The organism is Mucilaginibacter sp. SJ, from assembly GCF_028993635.1.
GTDB lineage: Bacteria > Bacteroidota > Bacteroidia > Sphingobacteriales > Sphingobacteriaceae > Mucilaginibacter.
In genome coordinates this window covers 5,672,341-5,696,341 of sequence record NZ_CP118631.1, presented here as the reverse complement: position 1 = coordinate 5,696,341, position 24,001 = coordinate 5,672,341, and the positions used below count along the sequence as shown (strand labels likewise).

The 24,001-nt window shown below is 42.6% G+C and carries 13 protein-coding genes; 10 read left to right on the top strand and 3 right to left on the bottom strand.

Annotation, left to right across the window (positions count from 1 at the left end):
- Positions 1 to 9 precede the first annotated feature (9 nt).
- From galA to MusilaSJ_RS23690, 3 genes are all read right to left on the bottom strand, one after another.
- A complete protein-coding gene (gene galA, locus MusilaSJ_RS23700) occupies positions 10 to 2,877 on the bottom strand; it encodes a beta-galactosidase GalA (RefSeq protein WP_274987238.1) in 2,868 nt (955 codons plus the stop codon).
- Positions 2,878 to 2,947: 70 nt separating this feature from the next.
- Complete coding sequence (locus tag MusilaSJ_RS23695; RefSeq protein WP_274987237.1) at positions 2,948 to 4,153, bottom strand: glycoside hydrolase family 5 protein; 1,206 nt, start codon at positions 4,151 to 4,153, stop codon at positions 2,948 to 2,950.
- A gap of 346 nt (positions 4,154 to 4,499) precedes the next feature.
- Complete coding sequence (locus MusilaSJ_RS23690) at positions 4,500 to 8,654, bottom strand: hybrid sensor histidine kinase/response regulator transcription factor (protein ID WP_274987236.1); 4,155 nt, start codon at positions 8,652 to 8,654, stop codon at positions 4,500 to 4,502.
- A 270-nt stretch (positions 8,655 to 8,924) separates the two neighbouring features.
- Between MusilaSJ_RS23690 and MusilaSJ_RS23685 the strand changes: the two genes are divergently transcribed.
- The 10 genes from MusilaSJ_RS23685 (at position 8,925) to MusilaSJ_RS23640 (ending at position 23,936) form a co-directional block, all read left to right on the top strand.
- Positions 8,925 to 9,812, top strand: a complete 888-nt coding sequence (locus MusilaSJ_RS23685; RefSeq protein ID WP_274987235.1) for a helix-turn-helix domain-containing protein — start codon at positions 8,925 to 8,927, stop codon at positions 9,810 to 9,812.
- 483 nt (positions 9,813 to 10,295) lie between these two features.
- Positions 10,296 to 11,942, top strand: a complete 1,647-nt coding sequence (locus MusilaSJ_RS23680; protein ID WP_274987234.1) for an alpha-L-fucosidase — start codon at positions 10,296 to 10,298, stop codon at positions 11,940 to 11,942.
- A 5-nt stretch (positions 11,943 to 11,947) separates the two neighbouring features.
- The gene (locus tag MusilaSJ_RS23675) at positions 11,948 to 13,900 is read left to right on the top strand and encodes a glycoside hydrolase family 97 protein (RefSeq protein WP_274987233.1); all 1,953 of its coding nucleotides are present in this window, start codon (positions 11,948 to 11,950) and stop codon (positions 13,898 to 13,900) included.
- A gap of 50 nt (positions 13,901 to 13,950) precedes the next feature.
- Positions 13,951 to 15,219, top strand: coding sequence for an L-fucose:H+ symporter permease (gene fucP, locus MusilaSJ_RS23670; RefSeq protein ID WP_274987232.1), 1,269 nt, complete (start codon positions 13,951 to 13,953; stop codon positions 15,217 to 15,219).
- A gap of 18 nt (positions 15,220 to 15,237) precedes the next feature.
- Entirely contained in the window at positions 15,238 to 16,254 is a 1,017-nt protein-coding gene (locus MusilaSJ_RS23665; protein ID WP_274987231.1) for an aldo/keto reductase, read from the top strand.
- Positions 16,255 to 16,270: 16 nt separating this feature from the next.
- Complete coding sequence (locus MusilaSJ_RS23660) at positions 16,271 to 16,606, top strand: L-rhamnose mutarotase (protein ID WP_274987230.1); 336 nt, start codon at positions 16,271 to 16,273, stop codon at positions 16,604 to 16,606.
- A gap of 516 nt (positions 16,607 to 17,122) precedes the next feature.
- Positions 17,123 to 17,698: an RNA polymerase sigma-70 factor gene (locus tag MusilaSJ_RS23655; protein ID WP_274987229.1), complete on the top strand. Its 576-nt coding sequence runs from the start codon at positions 17,123 to 17,125 to the stop codon at positions 17,696 to 17,698.
- 87 nt (positions 17,699 to 17,785) lie between these two features.
- Positions 17,786 to 18,880, top strand: a complete 1,095-nt coding sequence (locus MusilaSJ_RS23650) for a FecR family protein (protein WP_274987228.1) — start codon at positions 17,786 to 17,788, stop codon at positions 18,878 to 18,880.
- Between the two features lie 204 nt (positions 18,881 to 19,084).
- Entirely contained in the window at positions 19,085 to 22,369 is a 3,285-nt protein-coding gene (locus tag MusilaSJ_RS23645; RefSeq protein ID WP_274987227.1) for a SusC/RagA family TonB-linked outer membrane protein, read from the top strand.
- 16 nt (positions 22,370 to 22,385) lie between these two features.
- Positions 22,386 to 23,936, top strand: a complete 1,551-nt coding sequence (locus MusilaSJ_RS23640; RefSeq protein WP_274987226.1) for a RagB/SusD family nutrient uptake outer membrane protein — start codon at positions 22,386 to 22,388, stop codon at positions 23,934 to 23,936.
- The last annotated feature ends 65 nt before the right edge of the window (positions 23,937 to 24,001 follow it).

Genomic DNA, 24,001 nt, shown 5'->3' with positions numbered 1-24,001 from the left:
TGTCTAACATTATTTATCAACGGTTTTAATTTCGATAGCCGACTGCTTTAATCCCGGCGAGGTTGCTTTTAAAACTATAGTTCCCGGCTGCCCGGTTGACTGGACAATAACCTGACCGTAGCCGCTAAAGAGTTTTCGTTTATATTGCGCTGCGGGGTAAACCAACTGGATCAGGCCGGGATCGGTGTTAACGCTCGCCCAGATGTTGGCTTTAAGCAAGGGGGTAGCTACAATAGCGATAGTATTGTTACCGGAGTGCAGTAATGAGGCATCCAGTTTAAATTCGGTGTTCCCATCGCCTGCCTTGATTTCGTGCCCTATTTCCTTACCATTGATGTAGATGTTTTGAACTTTGCCGATATTTTTACTAAATAAAGTAGCCGTTGCGGTTGCCACATCAGCAGGCATAGTGAAACCAGCCCTGTAAACTACGGCTTTTACTTTTCGGCCAAATTCATCGTCCCTGGTATCTTTAAAAGCATTTTGCCAGCTACTATCGTCATAATCCGCTGCAACCTCGGCCTTTGCATTTAAATCGTCGACAAATTTCTCTTTGAAAGCGCCTATGTTAACAAGATCGATCCGTTCTAAATATTGATCCGCCTCAAGCGATGTTGCATCTCCATTACCCACTCCTATAATTTTACCCGGACCCGTAATTGAAAAGCTCAGCTCATTTTGGGCCGTTGGCACACGCAAGTTGTTTTTGTCATCGGCCTGCACGGTAATTATGGTAATATCTTTTTTACCTGCCTCAATCGCTTTGCGGTCGGCCGTTAATTTAACCTGATATGGCGTAAGCGTAGTTTTAACAATATCATTGCCCACCTTAATGCCTTTTTTGTACCCTACAGCTTCCAGCGTGCCGGGCTCATATTTTACCTGCCATTCCAGGTGCCCGTTCAGCTCCATAGTTTTTTTGCCAAGACTTTTTTTGTTCAAAAAAAGTTCTACCTCATCGCAATTGCTGTAGGCGCACACCTGTATTTCCCGGCCTTCTTTACCCTGCCAGTTCCAGTGCGGCAGCAGGTGTACCACAGTTTGGTTAGTCCACCATGATTTTAAATAATAGTAATCGTCCTTAGGAAAACCGCAGGCATCAACCATCCCAAAATATGATCCCACTGATGGCCATCCAAACGGTGTTGGTTCTCCCCGGTAATCAAAACCAGTCCAAATGAACATGCCGGCCAGATATGGGCGTGAGGCATAATGTTTCCAGCCTTGTTCCAGGCTATAAAAAAAGTCGTTTTGTTTTCTGTCATATGCCGCAAGCTGGTGCTTGTCCATATCATCCTCATAAATCCCCCTTGAAGCAACTGTCGAGCCCTCTTCGGTCCCCCAGCTAAATTGATTCGGGTATTTTTTATGCTGCTCATCGGTATTTTTGGTAGCAACATAATTATAGCCTAACACATCTATCACTGTTGATATCCCCGAGCCGATACCGCCGCTTATAGCCGCCGTAATATAACGCGTTGAATCAACCGATTTGGCAAAGGCCTGCATAGTGGCTGCTATCCGCGCCCCGGTAATGTTACCTTCAATGCCCCATTCTTCATTCCCTATCGACCAACTGATGATGCTGGGATGGTTACGGTCACGCAGGATCATCCTTTTCAGATCATTTAACTGGGTGGATGCCACACCCATTAAGCGGTTTTCGTCGATAACGAGCATACCTAACCTGTCGCAGGCGTCAAGTAATTCGGGTGTTGGCGGGTTATGCGAACAACGATAGGCATTACAGCCCATGCCTTTTAAAGTCCTGATCCTGAATTCCTGTAAAGCATCGGGTATAGCAGCCCCTACCCCGGCGTGGTCCTGGTGATTATTCGTGCCCTGTATTTTTACGTGTTTGCCGTTTAGAAAAAAGCCTTCGTTAGCGTCAAACCTGATGGTGCGGATTCCGAAAGTGGTTACGTAATTGTCAATAACAGTTCCGTTCTCTTCAACTGTAGTAATCAGCTTATGTAAATTGGGCGTTTCTAATGACCAGAGTTTTGGATTGCTAACAGTCAATATATTTTTAATATCCCCCGATGCAAAAGGCTTCAACGTAATCCCGGTGATTGTTTTTGTCGCGAGGGCTTTGCCATTGTCATCAATAATTGTTTGGGTTATATTAAAGCTTCTTGTTTTTTTGTCGTCATTGTTGATGGTAGCCGTTGCCGTAACATCGGCCACATTGCTTTTTACCGCTGTGGTAACAAACGTTCCATCGGGCACGATGTGAACCTGATTTGTTTTGTTAAGCCACACATGGCGATAGATGCCCGCGCCTTCATAAAACCAACCTTCTTCCATAGTTACATCCGCACGTACGGCTATAACGTTGTTGCCACCATAGTTTAAATATTCTGAAATATTGTATTCAAAGCTATTATAGCCGCTGGGTTCGGTGCCTAAGTAATGTCCGTTCACCCAAACTATGCTATTTCGGAAAACGCCATCAAATGCGATGGATATATATTTACCGAGATCAGAAGCCGGCACAACGAAACTTTTACGGTACCAGCCAACGCTTGCTTCGGGGAAGTTACGGCCAATGGCTTTCGATCCGTGACTGAAACTACCCTTAGGGCTAAATGGCTGCTCAACTGCCCAATCATGCGGAAGGTCGATCTTACGCCAGCCCCTGTCATCAAATTCTGCCGATGCAGCGCCATCTCCATAACCAGTTTTGGCCAAATAGGAGAACCCGCCGGTTCCGTTATAAAAATCTTTAGAAACATCGTATGCATGGCCCAAAGCAAAGCGCCAGTCATTATCAATAGATAAATGTTCGCGTTTTGAAGCTATTTCAGGGGATTGGGCTATAGTTTTCCCTGTAGCGAACACTAAAATCAAAAAATATAAAAAGTAGGTTGGTTTCATTTTTTTAAACAAGGTTTGGTATGAGACGCTTGCATGGCAATCAGCGAATTTATTATCATTGCAAAAATTGTTAATTGGCCCCTGCTATAAGGGCATTAATTGTGCGTTGATCAAGTACTTTATTATTTCGTCTGTCCAGGGCAATACCTATATCCCAAAAAAATGGCTTAAGGCCGTTGGCTATAGCTTGTTGGGTTGTAAACTTAATCCAATAATCTACAGCATCATTGTGTACCGCCAAATCTTTAGGGCCAGTTCGTCTGTAAGCACCATATTCTCCCATCACAACAGGGATTCCTTTATCAACGAATTTTGTTTTCATGAGTTGGAATGTGCTCTTAACCTCAGCCTCTTCTCCATAAGTAGGGTTTCTCGCAGAATCCGATAATGAATGGTGCCCGTTGCCCCAATAATAAAACATGCGGCCCCATGGTTCATCTTTTTCCATAAGGCAAAAATTAAAGGGTGAATAATAATGTACCTCAACCATTAACCGGCCTGCTACCTGATCGGCTGGCAGGGATACCATAAAATGACTTGTTTTTTCCATGTTAGTAGATGGGCCCTGCAGTACCAATACACGGTAGGCGTTTTTACCACCGGTTGACCTAACCGCGTTAATAAAAGTTTGATGATAAGTAGCAAGTATTGCTGTTGCCGCGGCATCATCTGCAGCCGGCTCATTAGCGCTGGCAAACATCACATGTTCGTCAAAATCGCGCATTGCCGTTGCAATTTGTTCCCAAAACGCTTTTTGTTTAGCGTTAACAGAATCCTGTTTTGCCGGATTAATATTATTTTCAAGCCAACCGCCATCCCAGTGAATATTGAGCAACACATACATATCGTTTTTTACACAATATTGTACTACCTGTTTTACGCGGTTTAACCAAGCATCCTGTATTTTGGCAGTTTTTTTATCTGAATATTGATCCCAGGCGCAAGGGATACGAATGGCATTAAATCCGCTTCGCTTAACCAGTTTAATATAATCTTCTGTAATTAAAGGGTTGCCCCAGCCGGTTTCGCCGCCGGGTGCTTCCATTGTGTTACCGATATTCCAGCCCAATTTGATGTTTGCTGCCTGTTGCGCGGCAGTGTTATCCATTCCTGTTTTATCAGGAGCCTTGGGCGAAATATTGTATGACGGATAAATTGTTCTGATAACGGCTGTATCCTTCATTGCCATTTGAGGACTATTGCAATAAGCGGCCTTGAGCGGAGAAGCAATCGAAAAAATAGCAGCAGTACACCAAAGTATACGTTTTAACATCATAGTAATTAATCAGGTTTGAAAAATTGGCTTAAGCAATGCCAAACTTTAATTGCGTTTTACAATAAAGAAACATTGAATTACGCTGCTAATCTAAATGCCGGAGTACAATCGATTGTTTACAAATAGGGACACAAATGTTAAGACCACGTACTGTGCTTATTTACAATATGTTAAAGTGAACTCACATCTAATAATTAGTCATAACTGAAACAGATGTTGTACTAAATTTAACAAAAAGACCCCAAAAGCATCAAGTTAAACCAATAGCAAAATCAGGTAAATCGTTTTAAAAAATAATAAATGCGATTTCCTTGCGGTAAAACTGGCTGAAGGCTTATAAAAAAATTTATTTGTTCTTGTTGCTGACGTAGGCAGAAGGGAGACAATTAAATTCGGCCTTGAAGCATCGTACGAAATACTTTTGGCTTTTAAAGCCTACTTTGTAGGAAATCTGTGATATAGTTAACTGTGAATTCTCAAGCAACTGTGCGGCACGTTTGAGGCGGATGGTGCGGATCAGATCTACGGGAGATTTTCCTGTTAAAGCCAGCGATCTTTTGTACAGGGTTACGCGGCTCACATATAATTCGCTGCTCAATTCCTCTACCGAGAATTCGGCGTTGTCAATGTTTTTTTCGATTATTTGTACCGCTTTTTTTATAAACGCTTCATCAAGTGATTCGGTTTCTACTTCAGTTGGGGTAACGTCAAGCTGCTTTTGATAAGCTTTACGCATATCTTGCTGCATGGCCAATATGTTCTTTAATTTAGAAGTGAGGATCTCGAAATTGAAAGGCTTGGTCAGGTAATCATTGGCGCCAGTTTCAAGCCCTTCCAATTGCTGTTCTTCATCTGTAACGGCCGTAAGGAGAACCACTGGTATATGTGATGTACGTTTATCGTTGCGTATTTTTCGGCACAAATCAATGCCATTCATCTCGGGCATGCTGATATCGCTAACAACCAGGTTAGGATGAAGGGCCAGGGTTTTTTGCCACCCTTCCTTTCCATTAACAGCCTCGATAATGTTGAAAGTATCATTTAAATTGTCTTTCAAGTAAAAACGGAAATCCTCATTATCTTCAACCAGTAAAACAGAAAGCTTCTTAATCGAATTGCCGCCTCCGGCCTGTACCCAATCGGGGTTTTCGGATACCGCTGTGCGGGGGAAATCAGGTTCATTTATCGATACTTCTTCCTCTGTCACTAAATCAACAGGTAAAAGTATAGTAAAATAACTGCCTTGTCCGGGTTCACTTTGCACTGATATTTCACCGTTGTGCAGCTTTACAAATTCTTTGGTTATTGACAGCCCTATACCGCTACCCTGGTTAACCATAGATCCTGGCACCTCGTTTTGAAAAAAACGTTCAAAAATTCTATCCTGCTTATCTAACGGAATTCCAATACCCGTATCAATAACCTTTATCTCAAGTTGTCGCTCTTCAGGCGCTTTTTCACCCATCGCCAGTAAAACACTTATATGCCCGCCATCAGGTGTAAACTTAAAAGCATTGGAAAGCAGGTTGAAAATGATACGTTCGATTTTATCATGGTCAAAGTTGATAATCAGGTTTTGAATTTCCGAATCGAATACCAGCCTGATATGTTTTTTCTCAGCAACATCCGAGAACGAATAAACCATTTCCTTAATAAAATTGATAATATCTCCACTCCGTGCATGCAGCCTAAGTTCCTGTACCTCCATTTTCCTGAAATCAAGCAATTGGTTTACCATATTTAGTAAACGTTTGGCATTGCGGTTAATTAATTGCAACTGGTTTCTCTGCTCTTCGGCCTCGGTTTGCTTTAAAATCTTATCAACGGGTGCCATGATCAATGATAAAGGAGTCCTGAATTCATGGCTTACATTGGTGAAGAACTTAATTTTCATCATATCAAGTTCATGCATACGCCTGGCCTCCTGCCGCTCATTTTCAATCAGCAATTTTGCCTCGCGTTTCTCCTTTTCGATTTCAAACTGCCTTCGTATTTTTTGAATTCCTCGCCGGCGCATGAAAAATAGGATCCCAAATAAAAGTAATGTATAAATAAAATAAGCTATTGTCGATTTCCAGAACGGGGGCAATACCTTAATTTTTAATGTGATATAATCAGGGTCCCACCTACCCTCCTGGCTAACCGCCCGTACTTTAAAAGTATAATCGCCGCCATCAAGGTTGGTGTAGGTAGCTTTTCGCGTAGCATTATCGGCATCAATCCAATCCTTATCAAAGCCTTCCAACATATACTGATGCTTTACTTTGTTGGGATTAAAAAAATTAAGTGCGGCAAACTCAATGGTAAATACATTTTCACTGTGTGTCAGCGTCAGCTCGCGGGTGGCCGAAATAGCTTTTGACAATACAACATGTCCGTTAACGTCTTCATTGGCTTTGATACTTTTATTATACAGAAAGAAATCAGTAAAAGTTAGTTTAGGCTTGTTGATATTGGCATGTATGGCTAACGGGTCGAAAATATTGACACCATGCCCGCCGCCAAATATAAGTTCGCCCTTGCGGGTTTTGAGCCCTGCCTGGTCATTAAATTCCCGGCCTTGCAAACCATCCGTTTCATCAAAGTTCTCAAACCTGAACGCGTAAGGAGCCTTTTGGGCAATAAACGTTACCCTGCTTAAACCATTAGCAGTACTCAACCACATTCTTCCTTTGCTATCTTCCAGTATTTGTAATATGGCATTATCTGGTAACCCGTTTCGCTTCGTTAACGATGTGAACTTGTTGGTTTCGGGGTTAAGAATGCTTAACCCGTAGCGTGTAGCTATCCAGATCAAGCCGTGCCTGTCCTGGTTAATGCAGTTGATGGTATTACTGATTAAACTGTTAGGATCATCTTTATTTATGCTGTAATGGATAAACCTGCCTGTATTTTTTAAAATCACATCGATACCAAAGTATCCTCCAACCCAAATATTGCCTTTGCGGTCTTCAAACAGAGCAGAAACGTAAAGACACCTGATATCTGTTTGCTTAAAGGGAGGGGAAAATTTCTTTTTTTCCCTGTCAAATATCTGGAGCCCGGCTGCAAATGTCCCTATCCATAACTTATGCGATGAATCTTCGAAAATACTCATCACCCGGTTATCGGCAAGGCTCCCGGCTATCTTATCGTCATGTTTATAGTGGGTAAACGTTTTTCCGTCAAAGCAGTCCAGGCCGCCAAAATATGTCCCTATCCACAATTTTTGATCATGATCGATACATAAACTGACAATAATATCATTGCTGAGACTGTTTGCATTTCCTGGTTCGTACTTATATTGCTTAAAACTGCCGGTTTCACGGTTAAAATAAATTAAGCCTCCCCCGTTTGTACCAATCCAAATGTTCCCATTTTTATCTTCAACAAACTTGTTAGCATCTTCGAAACCCAAACTTTTAGGATCTGAAGCGAAGTGCCTGTACAATGGGAACCGGATAATATTTTTGTGATAGTAGCTTACACCTTCTTTAAAGGTGCCTGCCCACATAATACCCGAATCGTCTTTATAAAGGTTGATAACGCTGTTTTGACTTAATGATTTGGCATCATCTTCCCTGTTCAATAAATAGGTAAATGTGAAAGTTTTTTTATCTAACAAATTTATACCGCCGTGATCGGTTGCTATCCATATCAGGCCGTCATCGGCCTGGATAATGTTGCTGATGATATTAGATTTTAATTTGAGCCCCGAAGGTTCGTTAGCGATAGGCCTGAACGCCCTGCTTGAGGGACTGTAATAATACGCGTTGGCGTAAAAACCAGGTGTGTAAAACCATAAATCATTGTCCTTATCCACAGTAATAGCGTAATAAGCATCTTTGTTATTAACGGCTTTATTAAATACCTCGGTATGATAAGTAATTTTGTTTTGTTTGATATCGAACATCTCAACGATGCCGTTACGGTATACCAACCAAAGGTTGCCGGTTGCATCCAGTGTTATATCTGAGATAAAATTTGAATACAATGACGCGCCTGAACGGTGATGATAATACCGACGGGTTGTTTTGTTTATTTCACTATGCCTGTACAGACCGGAATCGGGGCACAAAAGCCAAAACTCGCCCTTACCACCGTGAATTATTTTAGATACGTTAGGATATCCGGGAACCTTTAACGAGCGTGTCATTACCGACATATCACTGTCAAACTGTTCCGTTTCCGGATCATAAAAACAGTATCCTCCGCGGGTTGACACCCATAATTTTTTGCCAGGTCCTTCAAAAATACCGCTTACAAAATCATCATTAAGCGACTTTTTGTTATTAGCGTCATGCTTGAATATTTTAAAACTGTAGCCATCATAACGGTTAAGCCCTGATGCAGTTCCGAACCACATAAAACCTTCGGAGTCTTTATAAATGCAGTTTACCTGGTTGTGCGATAAGCCATTACTTCGGTTTAACTGCGAAAACTGATATTTGCCATTTTGCGCAAAAGCAACACGAAACGTCAACAACAATATAAGCACGCTTAGTGATAATTTATATCTCATAGCTCAGGAGTATTCATAAAAATAATCAATAAAAGACAGTGTTTGGTAAATATCGAATTTTAATATGCAAAGCAAGCCTATTAATGCCTGGTATTAATGCAAAGTTTTGAGATATTCCTTCTTAATATTGGTTGATTCAAACCTACAGTAAGCCGCCAGCTAAAAACTTAATTAAAATGGACTTTTTGTTGTAAAAATCCGACTTTACTATATTTGAGATATTCATATGCATTTAGGGATATCAACGCAATTTGCATATTTGTAGTTCAGATGATTAAACGGAATTTAAAACATACTTTCTCACTCCTTAACGTCGATTACGTAAGGCTCAACTCCAAATGGAATTACAGGAATGTGATCAGTCCTTACTATCGCATTTATTATATAGATGGTGGAGAAGGTGAAATTTCAGATGCAGCCAGTTTGCTAAAACTTGAACCGGGTTATTTGTACATCGTTCCAAGCTTCACCCTATGTAATTTAAGCTGCAACGATTACCTGGGCCAGTATTTTGTTCAGTTTTTTGAGGATTCGATAGATGGAAGTTCGCTTTTCGCTAACCACAGGGTTATATTGAAAACAAGGGCCACCGAAATGGATATCAACCTTTTTAACAGACTGCTTGAAATTAACCCGGGGAGAGGAATTAACCGGTCAGACAATCCTAAGGTGTATGAAAAAGATATCTACTATAAGGAATACCAGGAACTTAATAATCAACAAAACACTTCCGTGTACCTGGAAACCCAGGGTATCCTCATGATGTTAACCGCAAAATTCCTTAACCCACAATTATTTAAGCATCCGGAACATAAATCTATACCCGTTAAAATTGCAGAAACCTTAAATTACATCCTTGTTAATTTACACATGGATCTAACTGTGAACCTGCTGGCTTCCCGGGCAAATCAAAATGTCGATTATTTTTCAAGGCAGTTTAAGCAGCACACAGGAACCAGGCCGTTGAATTATATAAATGAAAAACGAATTGAACGTGCACAATATCTGATGGCAACAAGCAGAATGGCTTACTCAGAGATCTGCACACAAACCGGGTTTGATAACCTTTCTTATTTTTCCAAAACATTCAAAAAGCTTACCGGTATGTCGCCCAGTGAATATAAAAAACAGATGTACCAGGTCGGCTTCAATCATTAGTATTCATACCTGCTTATCATTATCGCTTTTTTTCACCAATAATGCCATACCCCGAGAACAGCATGGTCTGAAACAGCCAATGATTTCATTTTTACAATCCCGCTCCCAACTCTTCTTTCACTACGCATCCTGATATGGCGTAAACAAACGCTTAATTTCCATTATTTAGTAATTCTCAATAAATAAGCTATTTATAGTCAAGCCTGAAAGATAATATGTTTTAAGTAGTATCCGATCCTTTTATCAATCTCAACTCCAATCGTAATATTAATCATTCAAAAAGTCGGGTTTGTATAAAAAAAAGTCCCATTAGGTCAACTATTTGAATATTATTTCAAAGAAATTTGATTGATGATCAATTTAACGTGAATTGCTCATCAACCAATTATAGATAATGACATATAGAAATTTACTTAAAGGCCTGGCTACTCGTTTGCATAGCTGCTCCAGATAGGTACTTTTTCAAAACTTCCAAACTCAATTATGAAAAGAAGAACATTAATAAAAGGCATGGCCACCGGGCTCTCGTCTCTGTATTTATCAAAGGCTTTTGGTAGCAGTTTGCTGCAAACTAATTCAAACCCCGCAATTGCTTCGGGGCCTTTTAAACCCAGTTGGGATTCATTGACTCAGTACCAGGTGCCGGACTGGTTTCGCGATGCCAAGTTTGGGATGTGGGCGCATTGGGGCCCGCAGTGCCAGCCGGAACGTGGTGACTGGTATGCACGCGGCATGTACCAGGAAGGCAGCGACCAGTATAAATATCACGTTCAAAAATATGGGCATCCTTCCAAATTTGGTTTTAAAGACGTTATTAATGAATGGAAAGCCGAAAATTGGAACCCTGACAAGTTGGTTGGCCTATATAAAAAAGCCGGCGCCAAATATTTTATGGCACTGGCCAATCACCATGATAATTTTGACCTTTATGACAGCAAATACCAAAGCTGGAACTCTACTAAACTTGGCCCCAAAAAAGACCTGATAGGCGGCTGGGCCAAAGCAGCTAAAGAGCATGGTTTGCCTTTTGGCGTAACCGTACACGCTTCCCACCCCTGGACCTGGTACGAGGTTGCCCAACGTGCGGATAAAACCGGCCCGTTGGCAGGCGTGCCTTATGACGGCAAGCTTACCAAAGCTGATGGTGCAGGTAAATGGTGGAACGGCTACGACCCACAGGAATTATATGCACAAAACCATCCTTTAAGTAAGGACAGCCTTGATAACAACAGTATGGGCAGCCATTGGGACTGGGGCAACGGCGCAAGCGTGCCCAGCAAAGCTTATTGCGATAAGTTTTTGAACCGCACCATTGAGCTGATAGATAAATACGGCCCAGAACTGATTTATTTTGATGACACAGCCCTGCCCCTTTGGCCGGTAAGCGACGCCGGTTTAAAAATAGCGGCGCATATGTACAATACCAGCATTAAAAAGCATGGAAAACTGCAGGCCGCACTATTTGCTAAAGTATTGAATGAGCAGCAGCGTAAATGCATGATATGGGATATAGAACGTGGCCAAAGTAACCAGATAGAACCTTTACCATGGCAAACCGATACCTGTATCGGCGGTTGGCATTATGACCGGCGCATATTTGATAATAAAGGTTACAAAAGTGCCAAAACAGTGGTACATACCCTGGTTGATATTGTAAGTAAAAACGGTAACCTGCTTTTAAATGTCCCATTACGGGGAGACGGAAGTATCGATAGTGAAGAACGTGCAGTTGTTGAGGGCATAGGCGCCTGGATGCAGATTAACAGCGAGGCAATTTATGGCACCCGTCCCTGGAAAGTGTTTGGAGAGGGCCCCGCAACAGATTCAGCGGCCCCAATTAGCGCACAGGGCTTTAATGAAGGCAAAGGCAAACCATTCGGGGCCGAAGATATCCGGTTTACCGTAAAAGGCAAAACCCTTTACGCTACTATGCTGGGCTGGCCAACCGATAATACAGCCATTGTCAAAAAGTTAGCAAAAGGCAATGAAGCAGGCAATGTAAGCAGTGTAAGCTTGCTCGGAAACGACAAGTTGAGTTTTGAGCAGACTGAGACTGGTCTTAAAGTAAAATTGCCTGAGCAGGCACCTGGTAAAGATGCGTTTGTTTTAAAAATAGAAGGAGCTGTTTAATTTATATGATGAACCTGAAAACTTGTTACACCCTGATCACTGCCGTTTCACTGGCAGTTCCTTCTTTGGCGCAAACTTTTAAGCTGGTATCGCCTGATAAAAAAACCATTGTAGAAATAAACAACGTCAGCAATCTGCAATATACGGTTTCCAGCAACGGTTTAACAATCGTCCACCCTTCATCACTCGGTTTCGAGTTTAAAGATGAACCGGCTATCGGCACCAGCATGACCGTAACCGGTCATATAGAGCATTCGGTCAACCAAACGTGGATGCCAGTAGTAAAGGCTAAGCACAATATGATAACCGACCATTACAATGAACTGGAATTATCACTGGTTGAAAAATCGGCACCAATGCGTCGTATGAACATATGGTTCAGGGCTTATAACGATGGTATAGCTTTTCGCTACCAATTGTTCGGAGCTGATAAAATCGGCGACCGGCAAATAGTAAAGGAGCTAACCACTTTTAACTTACCGGCAAAAGCAAAAACCTGGGTTGCAGACTATGGCAGTTATACCTCATCACAGGAAACCGAATTTCAACCGAAAAACCTAAATCATATTACCGATAAAACAATTGCAGGCTTACCTCTGCTGGTTGAATTAGATGAGCGTCACTATGCCGCTTTTACTGAAGCCAATATTGATAACTATCCGGGTTTTTATATAGGATCCTCAAAAACTGACACTGGTGCTACCGACCAAATCAGCCTGATCACCAAGCTATCGCCCCTGCCCGGTGAAAATGAGAATGGTGTTAAAGCACGTTTCACTAATAACCTGCTTACGCCTTGGCGTGTAGTGATGCTGGCAGGTTCGCCTGGTAAACTGATTGAATCAGAACTGATACAAAACCTGAACCCGCCTAACGTATTGAAAGATCCCAGCTGGATCAAACCAGGCATGAGCGCCTGGGATAACTGGTGGAGCGGAGACGTAAAAGTAGACATGCCGACCATCAAAAAGTATATAGACCTGGCATCGAAAGAGCGTTGGCCATACATGCTTATTGACTGGCAATGGTATGGGCCGTTTAACAAGCCGGAAGCAGATATTACCAAAGTGGCCCCGCAATTAAATATGCCCGAGATTTTAGCCTATGCTAAAGCAAAAAAGGTTAAATGCTGGCTTTGGCTATACAGCTCGGATGTTAACCGGAATGACAATTTTGAAAAAGCATTTCCGATTTACGAAAAATGGGGTATTGCGGGAATAAAAATTGATTTTATGGACCGCGATGATCAGCAAATGGTGAACTGGTACCGTCGTATCATCCAAACGGCTGCAAAATATCATTTGATGGTTGATTTCCATGGTGCTTTTAAACCCGACGGTATCGAGCGGACCTATCCCAACATGGTAACCAGGGAAGGAGTTTTGGGAGAAGAATATTCAAAATTTTCGACCAGGATAACAGCGGGGCATAATACCACACTCCCATTCACACGTATGCTGGCCGGGCCAATGGATTATACTCCCGGCGGATTCCTGAATGTAAAGAAAAGCGATTTCAGAAAGGGAAGCCCTACCCAGGTAATGAATAGCCGCTGTGCCGAGCTGGCAAAATTCGTGATCTACGAAAGTCCATTTATGGTTTATTGCGATGCGCCTGAAAACATTTTGGGCAAGCCCGGAGCCGATTTTTTGAACAATATACCAACCGTTTGGGATGATACAAAGGTACTCGGCGGTTACCCGGGCCAATATGTCATTATTGCCAAAAGAAGCGGAAAAGACTGGTATATCGGCGCGATGACAAACGATTCTGAAAGAACAGTGCAATTGAAAATGGATTTTTTACCGGCGGGTAACTACACATTATCATCATGGGGCGATGTGTTATCATCTCCTCAAGACCTAACCCGGTCTGAAAGAAAGGTGTCGGCTAATTCCGTGATCAACGTCCATATGGATACATCAGGCGGATGGGCAGCTAAAATAACTGCCAAATAATTAATTGAGCCCCTTCACCCCATAAAGTAACCATTTATAATTATCAGATCATGACAAAGAATAAAACTCTTTTTCCATTTATATTAATAACCAGCTTATTCTTTCTGTGGGGCTTCGCGCATAACCTCGACCCGATACTGATACCGCACTTAAAAAAGTCATTTACGCTCACCACGGTGCAGGCCACGCTGGTGGATTCCGCGGTATTTATTGCCTATTTTTTGATGGCTTTACCGGCAGGTTTCATCATGAAAAAATACGGCTACAAAACAGGCATCATCACCGGTTTGCTTGTTTTCGCGGTTGGCTCCTACCTGTTTATACCGGCCGCCAATACGCAACAGTACACGTTTTTCCTGGTAGCCTTGTTTATCATTGCCTGCGGGCTAACCATTTTAGAAACTGCAGCCAATCCTTATGCCTCCTCGTTGGGTGATCCGTCAACGTCGATACAGAGGCTTAACTTTGCACAATCATTTAACGGGTTGGCAGCCACACTGGCCCCGATAATTGGCGCACGTATTATATTAACCAAAGGTTATACAGTAGCTCAATTGAGTGTGATGACGGAGGAAGGTCGAAAACTGGCGCTGGCCGCCGAGGCTTCGTCTGTGAAAATGCCTTATTTTATATTAGGTAGTGTACTGGTATTTATAGCGATACTTTTTGCTTTTACACGGCTGCCCCGGATCCAGCAACACGAGGGACATGCAGCCAGCAAAAATATTTTCCACGCCTTGAAGCATCGTCATTTAGCCTGGGGTGTGGCCGCTCAGTTTTTTTATGTGGGTGCCCAGGTTTGTGTGTTCAGCCTATTTATTCTTTACGCCACAAAATCTGCCGGCATCACAGAAGTAAAAGCGGCAGATTATTTGGGGTTATGTGGTTTTGCATTCCTCATCGGGAGGTTTATTGGTACATTTTTAATGCGGTATTATAGTTCGGCTATTTTACTGGCAGTTTATGCAGGCATCAACATTTTGCTTTCTGTAATCGCCATTTTTGGTCACGGCATGATCACCGTATACACGGTAATCGGGATCTGTTTTTTCATGTCTATTATGTTTCCAACCATTTTCGCGCTGGGTATAAAAGATTTAAAAGCAGATACAGAATTCGGCAGCAGCCTGATCATTATGTCTATCGTTGGCGGTGCTGTATTACCAAGGATATTCGGCTATATCAGCGATGTAACCGGCAATATTCAAAATGGTTATGTGGTACCGTTAGTATGCTTTGCGGTGGTGGCCCTTTTTGGATTAAAAGGACATCGTGTAAAAGTGGGGCCGGAAAATGTACCGGTTTCAACTATCCTTTAACAATTCTCCATTTTCAATATGCAAGAAATCAATCTGCCTAAAATAATTTTTGGAACCAGTGGATTAGGAAATTTATATGTAGCACTTCCGGACGATGTTAAATGTGCTATTGTTGCCGAAAGTATCAGGCATTCTCCTAAACCGGCTGTATTTGACTCAGCCGGGAAATACGGCGCGGGGCTCGCGCTCGAATCTTTGGGAAAGGCTTTGGCAAAACTAAATGTCTCCCAATCGGAGGTACTGATCAGTAATAAATTGGGCTGGCTGCGTACGGAGTTAAAAAGCCCCGAACCTACTTTTGAACCGGGTGTTTGGCGCGACCTGAAATATGACGCCGTTCAGCGAATAAGTTATGAGGGCATCCTTGAATGTTATGAACAGGGAAATGAGTTACTGGGCAATTATCGTGCAGAACTGGTATCTGTACATGACCCCGATGAATACCTGAATGCAGCAAAAGATAAACAGGAACAAGCACAACGATATCGGGACGTATTGGAAGCTTACCGCGCATTGAATGAATTAAAACGAAATGGCAAAGTAAAAGGTATTGGTGTAGGTTCGAAAGACTGGCGGATCATCAAAAAGATAACGCAGGATGTAAAATTGGATTGGGTAATGATTGCCAATAGCATGACAATTCATAGCCATCCGCCCGAATTAATTGAATTTATGCTGGAGCTTGAAAAGCAAGGAACCGTAATCATTAATTCCGCCGTTTTTAACGGCGGCTTTTTAACCGGATCTGATTACTATAACTATCGATTAACTGATCCGAAAAAAGACAAACATTTACATCGTTGGCGAGAGTTGTTTTATGGCCTATGTGCAGATTATAAAATAAAACCGGCGGATGCCTGCGTGGCTTTTGGCTTAAATGGTCCAGGCGTTAAAAGTATCGCCCTGAATACCACAAATCCCGACAGGGTTTCACAAAATGTTTCGCTGGCTTCGTTAAAGATCCCAACACAATTTTGGAAAGAAATGAAAGAATATGGCCTAATTGACGAATCGTACGCTTCCGCTTATCTGTAAAAAATTAAATATCACTATGAAAAGATACTGTTTGGCCCTTGATTTAAAGGATGACCCGCAATTAATAGCGGAATATGAACATTGGCATAAGGCTGAAAATAGCTGGCCCGAAATACGCAAAAGCATACTGGACGCGGAAATTCTCGATATGCAGATCTATCGTACAGGAAACCGGTTGTTTATGATCATGGAAACAAGTGACCATTTTGAGTCAAAGAAAAAAGAAGCGATGGACGCGCTAAATCCTAAAGTACAGGAATGGGAGCAACTCATGTGGCTATTTCAACAGCCCCTCCCCTGGGCAAAAGAAGGAGAAAAATGGGTGACCATGGAACAGATTTTTAAACTTTAAGAACGGGTCATATGCAGATAAATAATAGTGCAAAGAAAACAGGACTGAACTATTCATTACACAGCTTTCAATCGCCGTCGTAAGATACTGATTTAAAAAAAATTAAAAACATAGTTAAACTCCCGCTTCCGGGTATACAATAGGAAAGATGCAAATTATCGCGATCTTTCCTGTTTCTATTTCCCCTATCTTATTATTAATCATATTTCAAAGCACCCGGTTTATCACAACAGGAAACAAACAGTCCTGAATACCGCTGGTAAACACTCTCCATTGAAATACTGCTTTCCGGTATTAATGCTTAATATGCCGGATACCTCGAGATATCCAGGTATGGGCATGCAAAAATGTTCCGATGATTTTTTTAAAATCTCCCTGAAAATTTTGAGTATAAAAGGATCGTTCTGCTGTCTTAATTTATAATCACAAGTCCGGCTCCGTCAAAACCAATTCAATAACCAATTATGATGTTATGCATGTCGTTTCGGGAGATATCCGGACATGTTAAGATTAAGTATGAACGAAACCAATATTCAGGACTTGCTACAAAAAATAGCTTTTGAAGATGATCAGCAGGCTTTCAGGGTGCTGTATTTTCAATACTATAAGAGGTTATATAACCTTGCCTCCTTTTACGTGCGATCTGCCGAGGCTACGGAAGAAGTAGTGAACGATACCTTTATTTCGATCTGGTCACGGAGGAAACTTTTGACAGGCATTACTGACTTCACCTCTTATATCTATAAAGCGGTAAAAAACAAATCTCTTAATTTCCTGAAGCAAAAAAACTTCCCAATACATTTTAACATCGATGATATCAAGGCAGAAATTGAAGATGTTACCCTGAATATCGAGGATCAAATGATAGTGGCAGACTTCCAGCTTTTGATTGAACATGCCGTTAACAACCTGCCCGCGCAATGCAGATTGGTATTTAAAATGATTAAAGAAGATGGGCTTCCGCACAAGGAAGTTGCCGAGCTTCTTAATTTATCCGTAAGAACCATCGAATACCATATGAGCATTGCCCTGAAAAAACTATCCGAAAGCCTGAATTACAAAAAAAATGCGCCCCTGGTTTCCTCCAAATAACCTCACCTTTCATTTTATTTAAAAAATATTTTTCATCCTTCCCCGTGCCGGGCAATTTTTGATTGTCTATAAGATTAGAAAACACTTATGGTCAACAATACCTGGATACTTATTTATAAAAAGCTGAATAATACAGCAACCCCGGCGGAGCTGGAAGAGATCGACCAGATCTTAAAGGAAGATGGCGGGGCACAATATCCTATCGCTATGCTGGAGCATCTTTGGCAATTATATCCGATGTCTAAAGGATGCAATAATGAGCCAAAGGAAGAACAATGGGTACAATTGCAGGCCCAGCTAAATAACGAGCCTGCTATCTTTGCGGAAGACGAATGCGAGATACCTGTTATTTCGGAAACGAACCAACCGACGCCTCACAGCAGGTTCAAATACAGAGCAATAGCAGCAGCCGTCGCCATTTTACTTTGCAGCAGCATAGCACTGGTTTATTTCAGATCATTTGACAATAAAAGCGGGATTTGTGAAATCAAGGTACCTACGGGGGGCATGACAAACATACAATTACCCGACGGAAGTACGGTTATCCTGAATGCAGGCAGCAAGCTTACCTATAAAAACACATTTGATGCCAGGCACCGGGAAATAACTTTATCGGGTGAAGCTTTCTTCGATATTGTCAAGGATCCGGCACATCCGTTTGTGGTGATGACGCCAACCATAAAAATCAGGGTTTTAGGCACCCGGTTCAATGTCAGATCTTATCCGGGTGATAAAACTTCCGAAGCTGCTTTAATACGCGGTGTTATTGAGCTTACTGTACTGAAAAATCCTGACCGGCAAATTATTTTGAAACCTTCGGAAAAGCTGACGGTATTCAATCAGCCGGCACGTGCATCAGCATTCAGTCGCCGGCAGCCGGATACTGTATCCAAAGCAATAGTCGAACTCAGCGAAATACACCAGGACAAAAGAGATTCCTTACCATCGGAAGCCATCTGGATAAAAAACAAAGCTGTTTTTGATGCTATGGAATTTGAGGAAGTTGCAAAAATGATGGAGCGAAAATATAGCACAACTATCATTTTTAAAAAGGAAGATCTGAAAAAACTGGTCCTGACCGGAAAGTTTGAAAATATAACGCTTGACAAAGCGCTGCAGCAACTGAAGCTAACAAGTAATTTCAATTATCAAATTATAAATAACCAGGTATTCATTTATTAAACTTTAAAACTTGCGTATGACGAAATAACAGACCAGCGATAAAAAAGAACGGGAAATGCTCCAACATTCCCCGTCAAATGGTACAATAACTACCAGTCCGTCTTAATAAACCAATTAGTTAAATACCCTTGATACTAAATTATGAAAAAAAATCAAGGCCGCATATGTTATTTGCGGCACGAACGACTTTTGAACGTTCTTCTCATGACAAAATTTATACTTTTCCTGATCATTGTCTCGACGCTGCAATCCTATTCCAAAGGTTTCGGGCAGACTGTGATCAATCTTAACCTGAAGAATGTAAGCCTGAAGACTGCGTTCCGGGAAATCGAAAAAAAGTCTGACTATCATTTCCTTTATAATGATGAAACGATCAGGCACATTGACAAGCTTAAATCTATTGAGGTGAGTAACGCGTCGATCCATACGGTGATGGACCTGCTGACCAGTAACACCGCCATCAAATATCAGCTTGGCGAAGACAATACCGTTATTATTTATTCAAAAGGTGTGCAATTGAGTGCCCTTGTGGTGAAAGGTAAAGTAACGGATGATAACGGCCAGCCTTTACCGGGCGTTTCTGTCAGGTTGAAAGGAACATCTACCGGAACACAAACGGATTTAAACGGCAATTATTCATTGAATGTTCCGGACGGTAGGGTTTATCTCGTATTCACTTATACCGGCTTTGAGGCTCAGGAAGTCAATGTTGACAGCCGGGCAGTCATCGACATAAAGCTGAAAGCAAAAGATAATTCGCTTAGCGAAGTGGTAGTAGTTGGCTATGGTGTTCAACGCAAGTCTGACCTTACCGGTGCTGTAACCAGCATAAAAGGCGCCGACCTAACTAAAATAGGGGGCAGTAACGCGGCAGAGGCGCTACAGGGAAAAACGCCGGGCGTGCAGATCCTAAGCCAGGGCGGTCCCGGAGCCGCACCTACAGTGTTGATACGCGGGCTCGGCACAAACGGAGACCCTACTCCGCTATACGTTGTTGACGGCATGATGGTAACCAATATCAGCTTCCTCGCACCGAATGATATCGCGTCGATGGAAATTTTAAAGGATGCTTCCGCTACCGCGATATATGGATCTCGGGGAGCAAACGGCGTTATCCTGGTAACTACTAAAAAAGGAAAACCCGGCAAACCTGTCATCAATTTTTTAACAAGTCAGGGGTATCAGTTCCTGACACGTAAGTTTCATGTTGCCAACGGCCAGGAATATGCGCAATTAGTTAATCTGTTTAAAACCAATGCAGGTTTAGCACCGGTTTATGACAACATCAGCCAGATAGGCCCCGGAACCGACTGGACCAAAGAGGTAACCCGAAATGGAATTGTCAGCGATTATCAGCTGTCTGTTGGCGGAGGAAGCGAAAATGTCAATTATAATATCAGCGCCAGTTACCATAATGAAGATGGCGTATTGAAATACACCAACTATAACCGTTTAACTCTGCGCGCCGATAATGAATATAAGATCAGCAAAAAGTTAACCTTCGGGCATAACCTATCGCTGGCCAGCAGTCATTATAACGGCGATGGCGGTTCCAATACAGGCAGGGGTATTAATTCAATAACCCGTATATCGCCCCTGATCCCTGTTTACAAAAGCGATGGCTCTTTTTCATCAGGCCAGGATGTGGACATCGTTAACCCATTTGCTGAACTTTACCTTCATAAAGATGTTCAAAACCATCCGCTGCAATTTGTTGGCAATGGGTACCTGAACTATGAACTATTTAAAGGCCTTACATTCCGGAGCAGCTATGGTGTAGATTATACTTTGAATAATATCAACAGATATATACCTCCGTACAACCTGGGAGCAAATCAAAGCAGTTTAACCAGTATTGAAAACGGATATACCACGGTTTCAACCTGGCTATGGGAAAATACACTAACTTATGACAAACAACTGGGTGCTTCTCACCACATAAATCTTTTGGCAGGCTATACCGCTCAAAACACCGATTTTAGAGGAGTGGATGTAACCGGAAACGGCCCATTGACTACAACTGATCCTAATTATCGTTATATCCAGGTTTATCCCTCCTCAAACATCAGCTCACTTGGCGCCTTGCCATCCAGCGAGTCTATCCTTTCGTATCTTTTCAGGGCAAACTACAGCTACAAGGATAGGTATCTGTTAACTGCTTCGTTCCGCGCCGACGGGTCATCAAAATTCGCCGAAGGACACCGCTGGGGATATTTTCCGTCAGTAGCCCTTGGATGGCGCGCCTCCGAAGAGAAATTCCTGAAAAACGTGTCGTGGATAAGCAACCTGAAAGTGCGTGGGAGCTGGGGCCGGATAGGCAGCAACAAAATCGCCAATTACCAAACTTTCAACCTGCTTAACCAGGAAACAACTTACGATGGTGTATTTAACGGCGTTTTCTATCCGATGGCAACAATCGTAGCCGCATCAAACCCTAATATTACCTGGGAAGTTTCACAGCAAACTGATGCCGGTATCGAATTTGGCACACTAAAAAACAGATTGCGCATTGAAGGCGACTATTATCGCAGGGACACCAAAAACCTCCTGTTAATACTGCCTGTGCCGGGAGGTTCTACAGGCACAGCCCCTGCATATTCAAACGCAGGAACTGTCCGGAACAGCGGTGTGGAACTGGCAGTAAGCTGGAATGACCGCATCGGCGGTTTGGGATATGGTGTAAAAGTAACCGGGACCGCCAACAAGAACAAAATTCTGGACTTTAAAGGACTCACTTCGTATGCATCAGATTTCCAGGTGCCATCTACCCACGTATCAAAAGCAGGTGCCCCTATCGGCGATTTTTATGGTTATCAATCGCTCGGCATTGTGCAAAGCCAGGCACAGATTGACCAGCTAAATGCGGCAGCCGCAGCAAAATCAGGCAATCCAACAAAACAATACTGGTCGGGATTAAAACCTGGCGACCTGCTGTTCAAAGACATAAACGGCGATGGTTTCGTGGATGCAAATGATAAAACAGATATCGGTTCGCCTTATGCAAAATTTGTCGGAGGTTTGACGCTTTCGGCAGATTACAAGGGTTTTGACTTCACCATCGATATGATGGGCAGTTTTGGCGGTAAGATCTATAATGATACCCGGAACCAGTTTGTAAGTTCCGGACTATCCAACCTAAATGTCGAATGGCTGGATTCCTGGACCCCTACCCATACCAATACCGCCATTCCGCGTTATGCTGTTAACACTTCAACAACCCAATCATCCGATTTCAACATTTTTGACGGCACTTATATCAAGGCGCGGTTCATCGAACTGGGATATACTTTCAACAAACAGCCATTGAAAAGGGTTGGGATTTCTGGGCTTCGCGTGTATGTTAACACCACCAATCCTTTTTATATAACCAAGTATAAAGGATTCTCTCCCGAAGTGTCAAATGCTTACGGGGTTTCAACTATAGGCGATGATTTCCGGACATATCCGGTTTCAGGCACTGCCAGATTGGGTATAAACTTAACTTTTTAAATAAGAAATAACAGTTATGAAAAATGTTATAAAATTCATTGTTGTTTTAGGGCTTTTTGCGACATGTTCCTGCAAAAAGAGCTTTCTTGATAAAGAGCCGCTTGGGGTGCTTTCGAGCGCAACCTTTTCGGCCGATACAACAACGCTTGGTTTGGCGGTAAACCGCCTTTATGGCTCCATTGCCTGGAGAGAATTCCGGATAGGGCAACACCAGTATTCAACAAAAGAAATGTGCGGCGATGACTTTATTGTGGGCGGGAATGCTGACTTTAAGGTGTTTCAGGATTACAGCTACCTCACGGATAATTACATGATAGAGCGCTACTGGGGACGGGCCTTTGAAAACATCCACTACTGCAACGTAGTTATTGACCGCACCTCAACTTTGAAAGCACCCTATTCGGCACAATTATTTGAAGCCCAGGCCAAATATTTCAGGGCTTATTATAACTTCGACCTGACGAATGTATTCGGCGATGCACCGCTGCGTGACCACGACCCGGTTTCAACCGCAGAATATAATATTCCTAAAAGCTCACATGCGGATATCATTAAGCTGGTAATATCAGACCTGAAGTATGCTATAGATCACTTGCCAACGAGAAGCCAATGGGGAACGGCCAACCTCGGCCGTGTTACCAAAGGCACGGCACAGGGACTTTTATCGAAGGTTTATCTTTATGAGCAGGATTATGCTAACGCGAAGTTATATGCCGAAGCAGTTATCAATGGCGGCGAATACAGCCTTTACAGCAATTACCGCAACCTGTTCAGCCCCGATCAATTGTATTCTACTGAAAATATGATGCCCGGTGGATTTATTTACAACACATCCCTGCCTGCCGGACGCCAGTACGGACCTTACCTTCAATACCAGGGGCTTCCCTCGCTGGGTTCAAATGGAGATATCTTCCCCTCACCTAACCTGGTTAACAGTTATGAAAAAGGTGACCCGAGAATGAGCGCGACTATTTTTACGAAAACTGACATCATTCCCGGCTTTAACAACAACCAGCCGGTGGCATTCCCGGCATCCACCAATTATGCCAATAAAAAAGTAATCTGGCCGTATTCATACTGGAACGGCGGTAACTTTAACTTTCAGAGTGTTAACCCGATGTACCTCAGGTATGCCGACATCATTTTGATAGCCGCCGAAGCCAATAATGAGCTGGGCAATATATCCGACGCGTTGAAATACCTGGAAATGATCCGTTTCAGAGCCCGTGGTAATAAAACATTCGCGGCATCAGTCGCAGCAGGCGAAAATGATGGAGCGGGTATCCTTCCACAAATTATAACTACGGATAAAACAGCATTGCGGTTAGCTATCTGGCATGAACGCCGGATAGAGCTGGCCCTCGAATTCAATCGTTGGTACGACCTGGTAAGATATAACAAAGTGGCTGGTCCCAATGGCAGTTCAGGCACTGGCTACACAGAAAACCTGCTCAAGACTGTTTATGGGAGAACTAATTTTAATTACGCCAAATTCAGTCATTTCCCTCTTCCGCAAACATTTGTTACTTCATCAAATGGCGTACTCAAACAAAACAGCGCATGGTAATCAGTGACCTTTATTTGCGGCGGTTCCGGTAATGAAATTTTTCATTCCGGTTTCGTGACAAATTC

Excerpts from the sequence above, each read along its gene's own strand:
- MusilaSJ_RS23695 (WP_274987237.1), bottom strand. The coding sequence starts at position 4,153 with ATGATGTTAAAACGTATACTTTGGTGTACTGCTGCTATTTTTTCGATT.
- fucP (WP_274987232.1), top strand. The coding sequence starts at position 13,951 with ATGACAAAGAATAAAACTCTTTTTCCATTTATATTAATAACCAGCTTA.
- MusilaSJ_RS23685 (WP_274987235.1), top strand. The coding sequence starts at position 8,925 with ATGATTAAACGGAATTTAAAACATACTTTCTCACTCCTTAACGTCGAT.
- MusilaSJ_RS23660 (WP_274987230.1), top strand. The coding sequence starts at position 16,271 with ATGAAAAGATACTGTTTGGCCCTTGATTTAAAGGATGACCCGCAATTA.
- MusilaSJ_RS23675 (WP_274987233.1), top strand. The coding sequence starts at position 11,948 with ATGATGAACCTGAAAACTTGTTACACCCTGATCACTGCCGTTTCACTG.
- MusilaSJ_RS23645 (WP_274987227.1), top strand. The coding sequence starts at position 19,085 with ATGACAAAATTTATACTTTTCCTGATCATTGTCTCGACGCTGCAATCC.
- MusilaSJ_RS23640 (WP_274987226.1), top strand. The coding sequence starts at position 22,386 with ATGAAAAATGTTATAAAATTCATTGTTGTTTTAGGGCTTTTTGCGACA.
- MusilaSJ_RS23650 (WP_274987228.1), top strand. The coding sequence starts at position 17,786 with ATGGTCAACAATACCTGGATACTTATTTATAAAAAGCTGAATAATACA.
- MusilaSJ_RS23665 (WP_274987231.1), top strand. The coding sequence starts at position 15,238 with ATGCAAGAAATCAATCTGCCTAAAATAATTTTTGGAACCAGTGGATTA.
- MusilaSJ_RS23690 (WP_274987236.1), bottom strand. The coding sequence starts at position 8,654 with ATGAGATATAAATTATCACTAAGCGTGCTTATATTGTTGTTGACGTTT.
- galA (WP_274987238.1), bottom strand. The coding sequence starts at position 2,877 with ATGAAACCAACCTACTTTTTATATTTTTTGATTTTAGTGTTCGCTACA.
- MusilaSJ_RS23680 (WP_274987234.1), top strand. The coding sequence starts at position 10,296 with ATGAAAAGAAGAACATTAATAAAAGGCATGGCCACCGGGCTCTCGTCT.
- MusilaSJ_RS23655 (WP_274987229.1), top strand. The coding sequence starts at position 17,123 with ATGAACGAAACCAATATTCAGGACTTGCTACAAAAAATAGCTTTTGAA.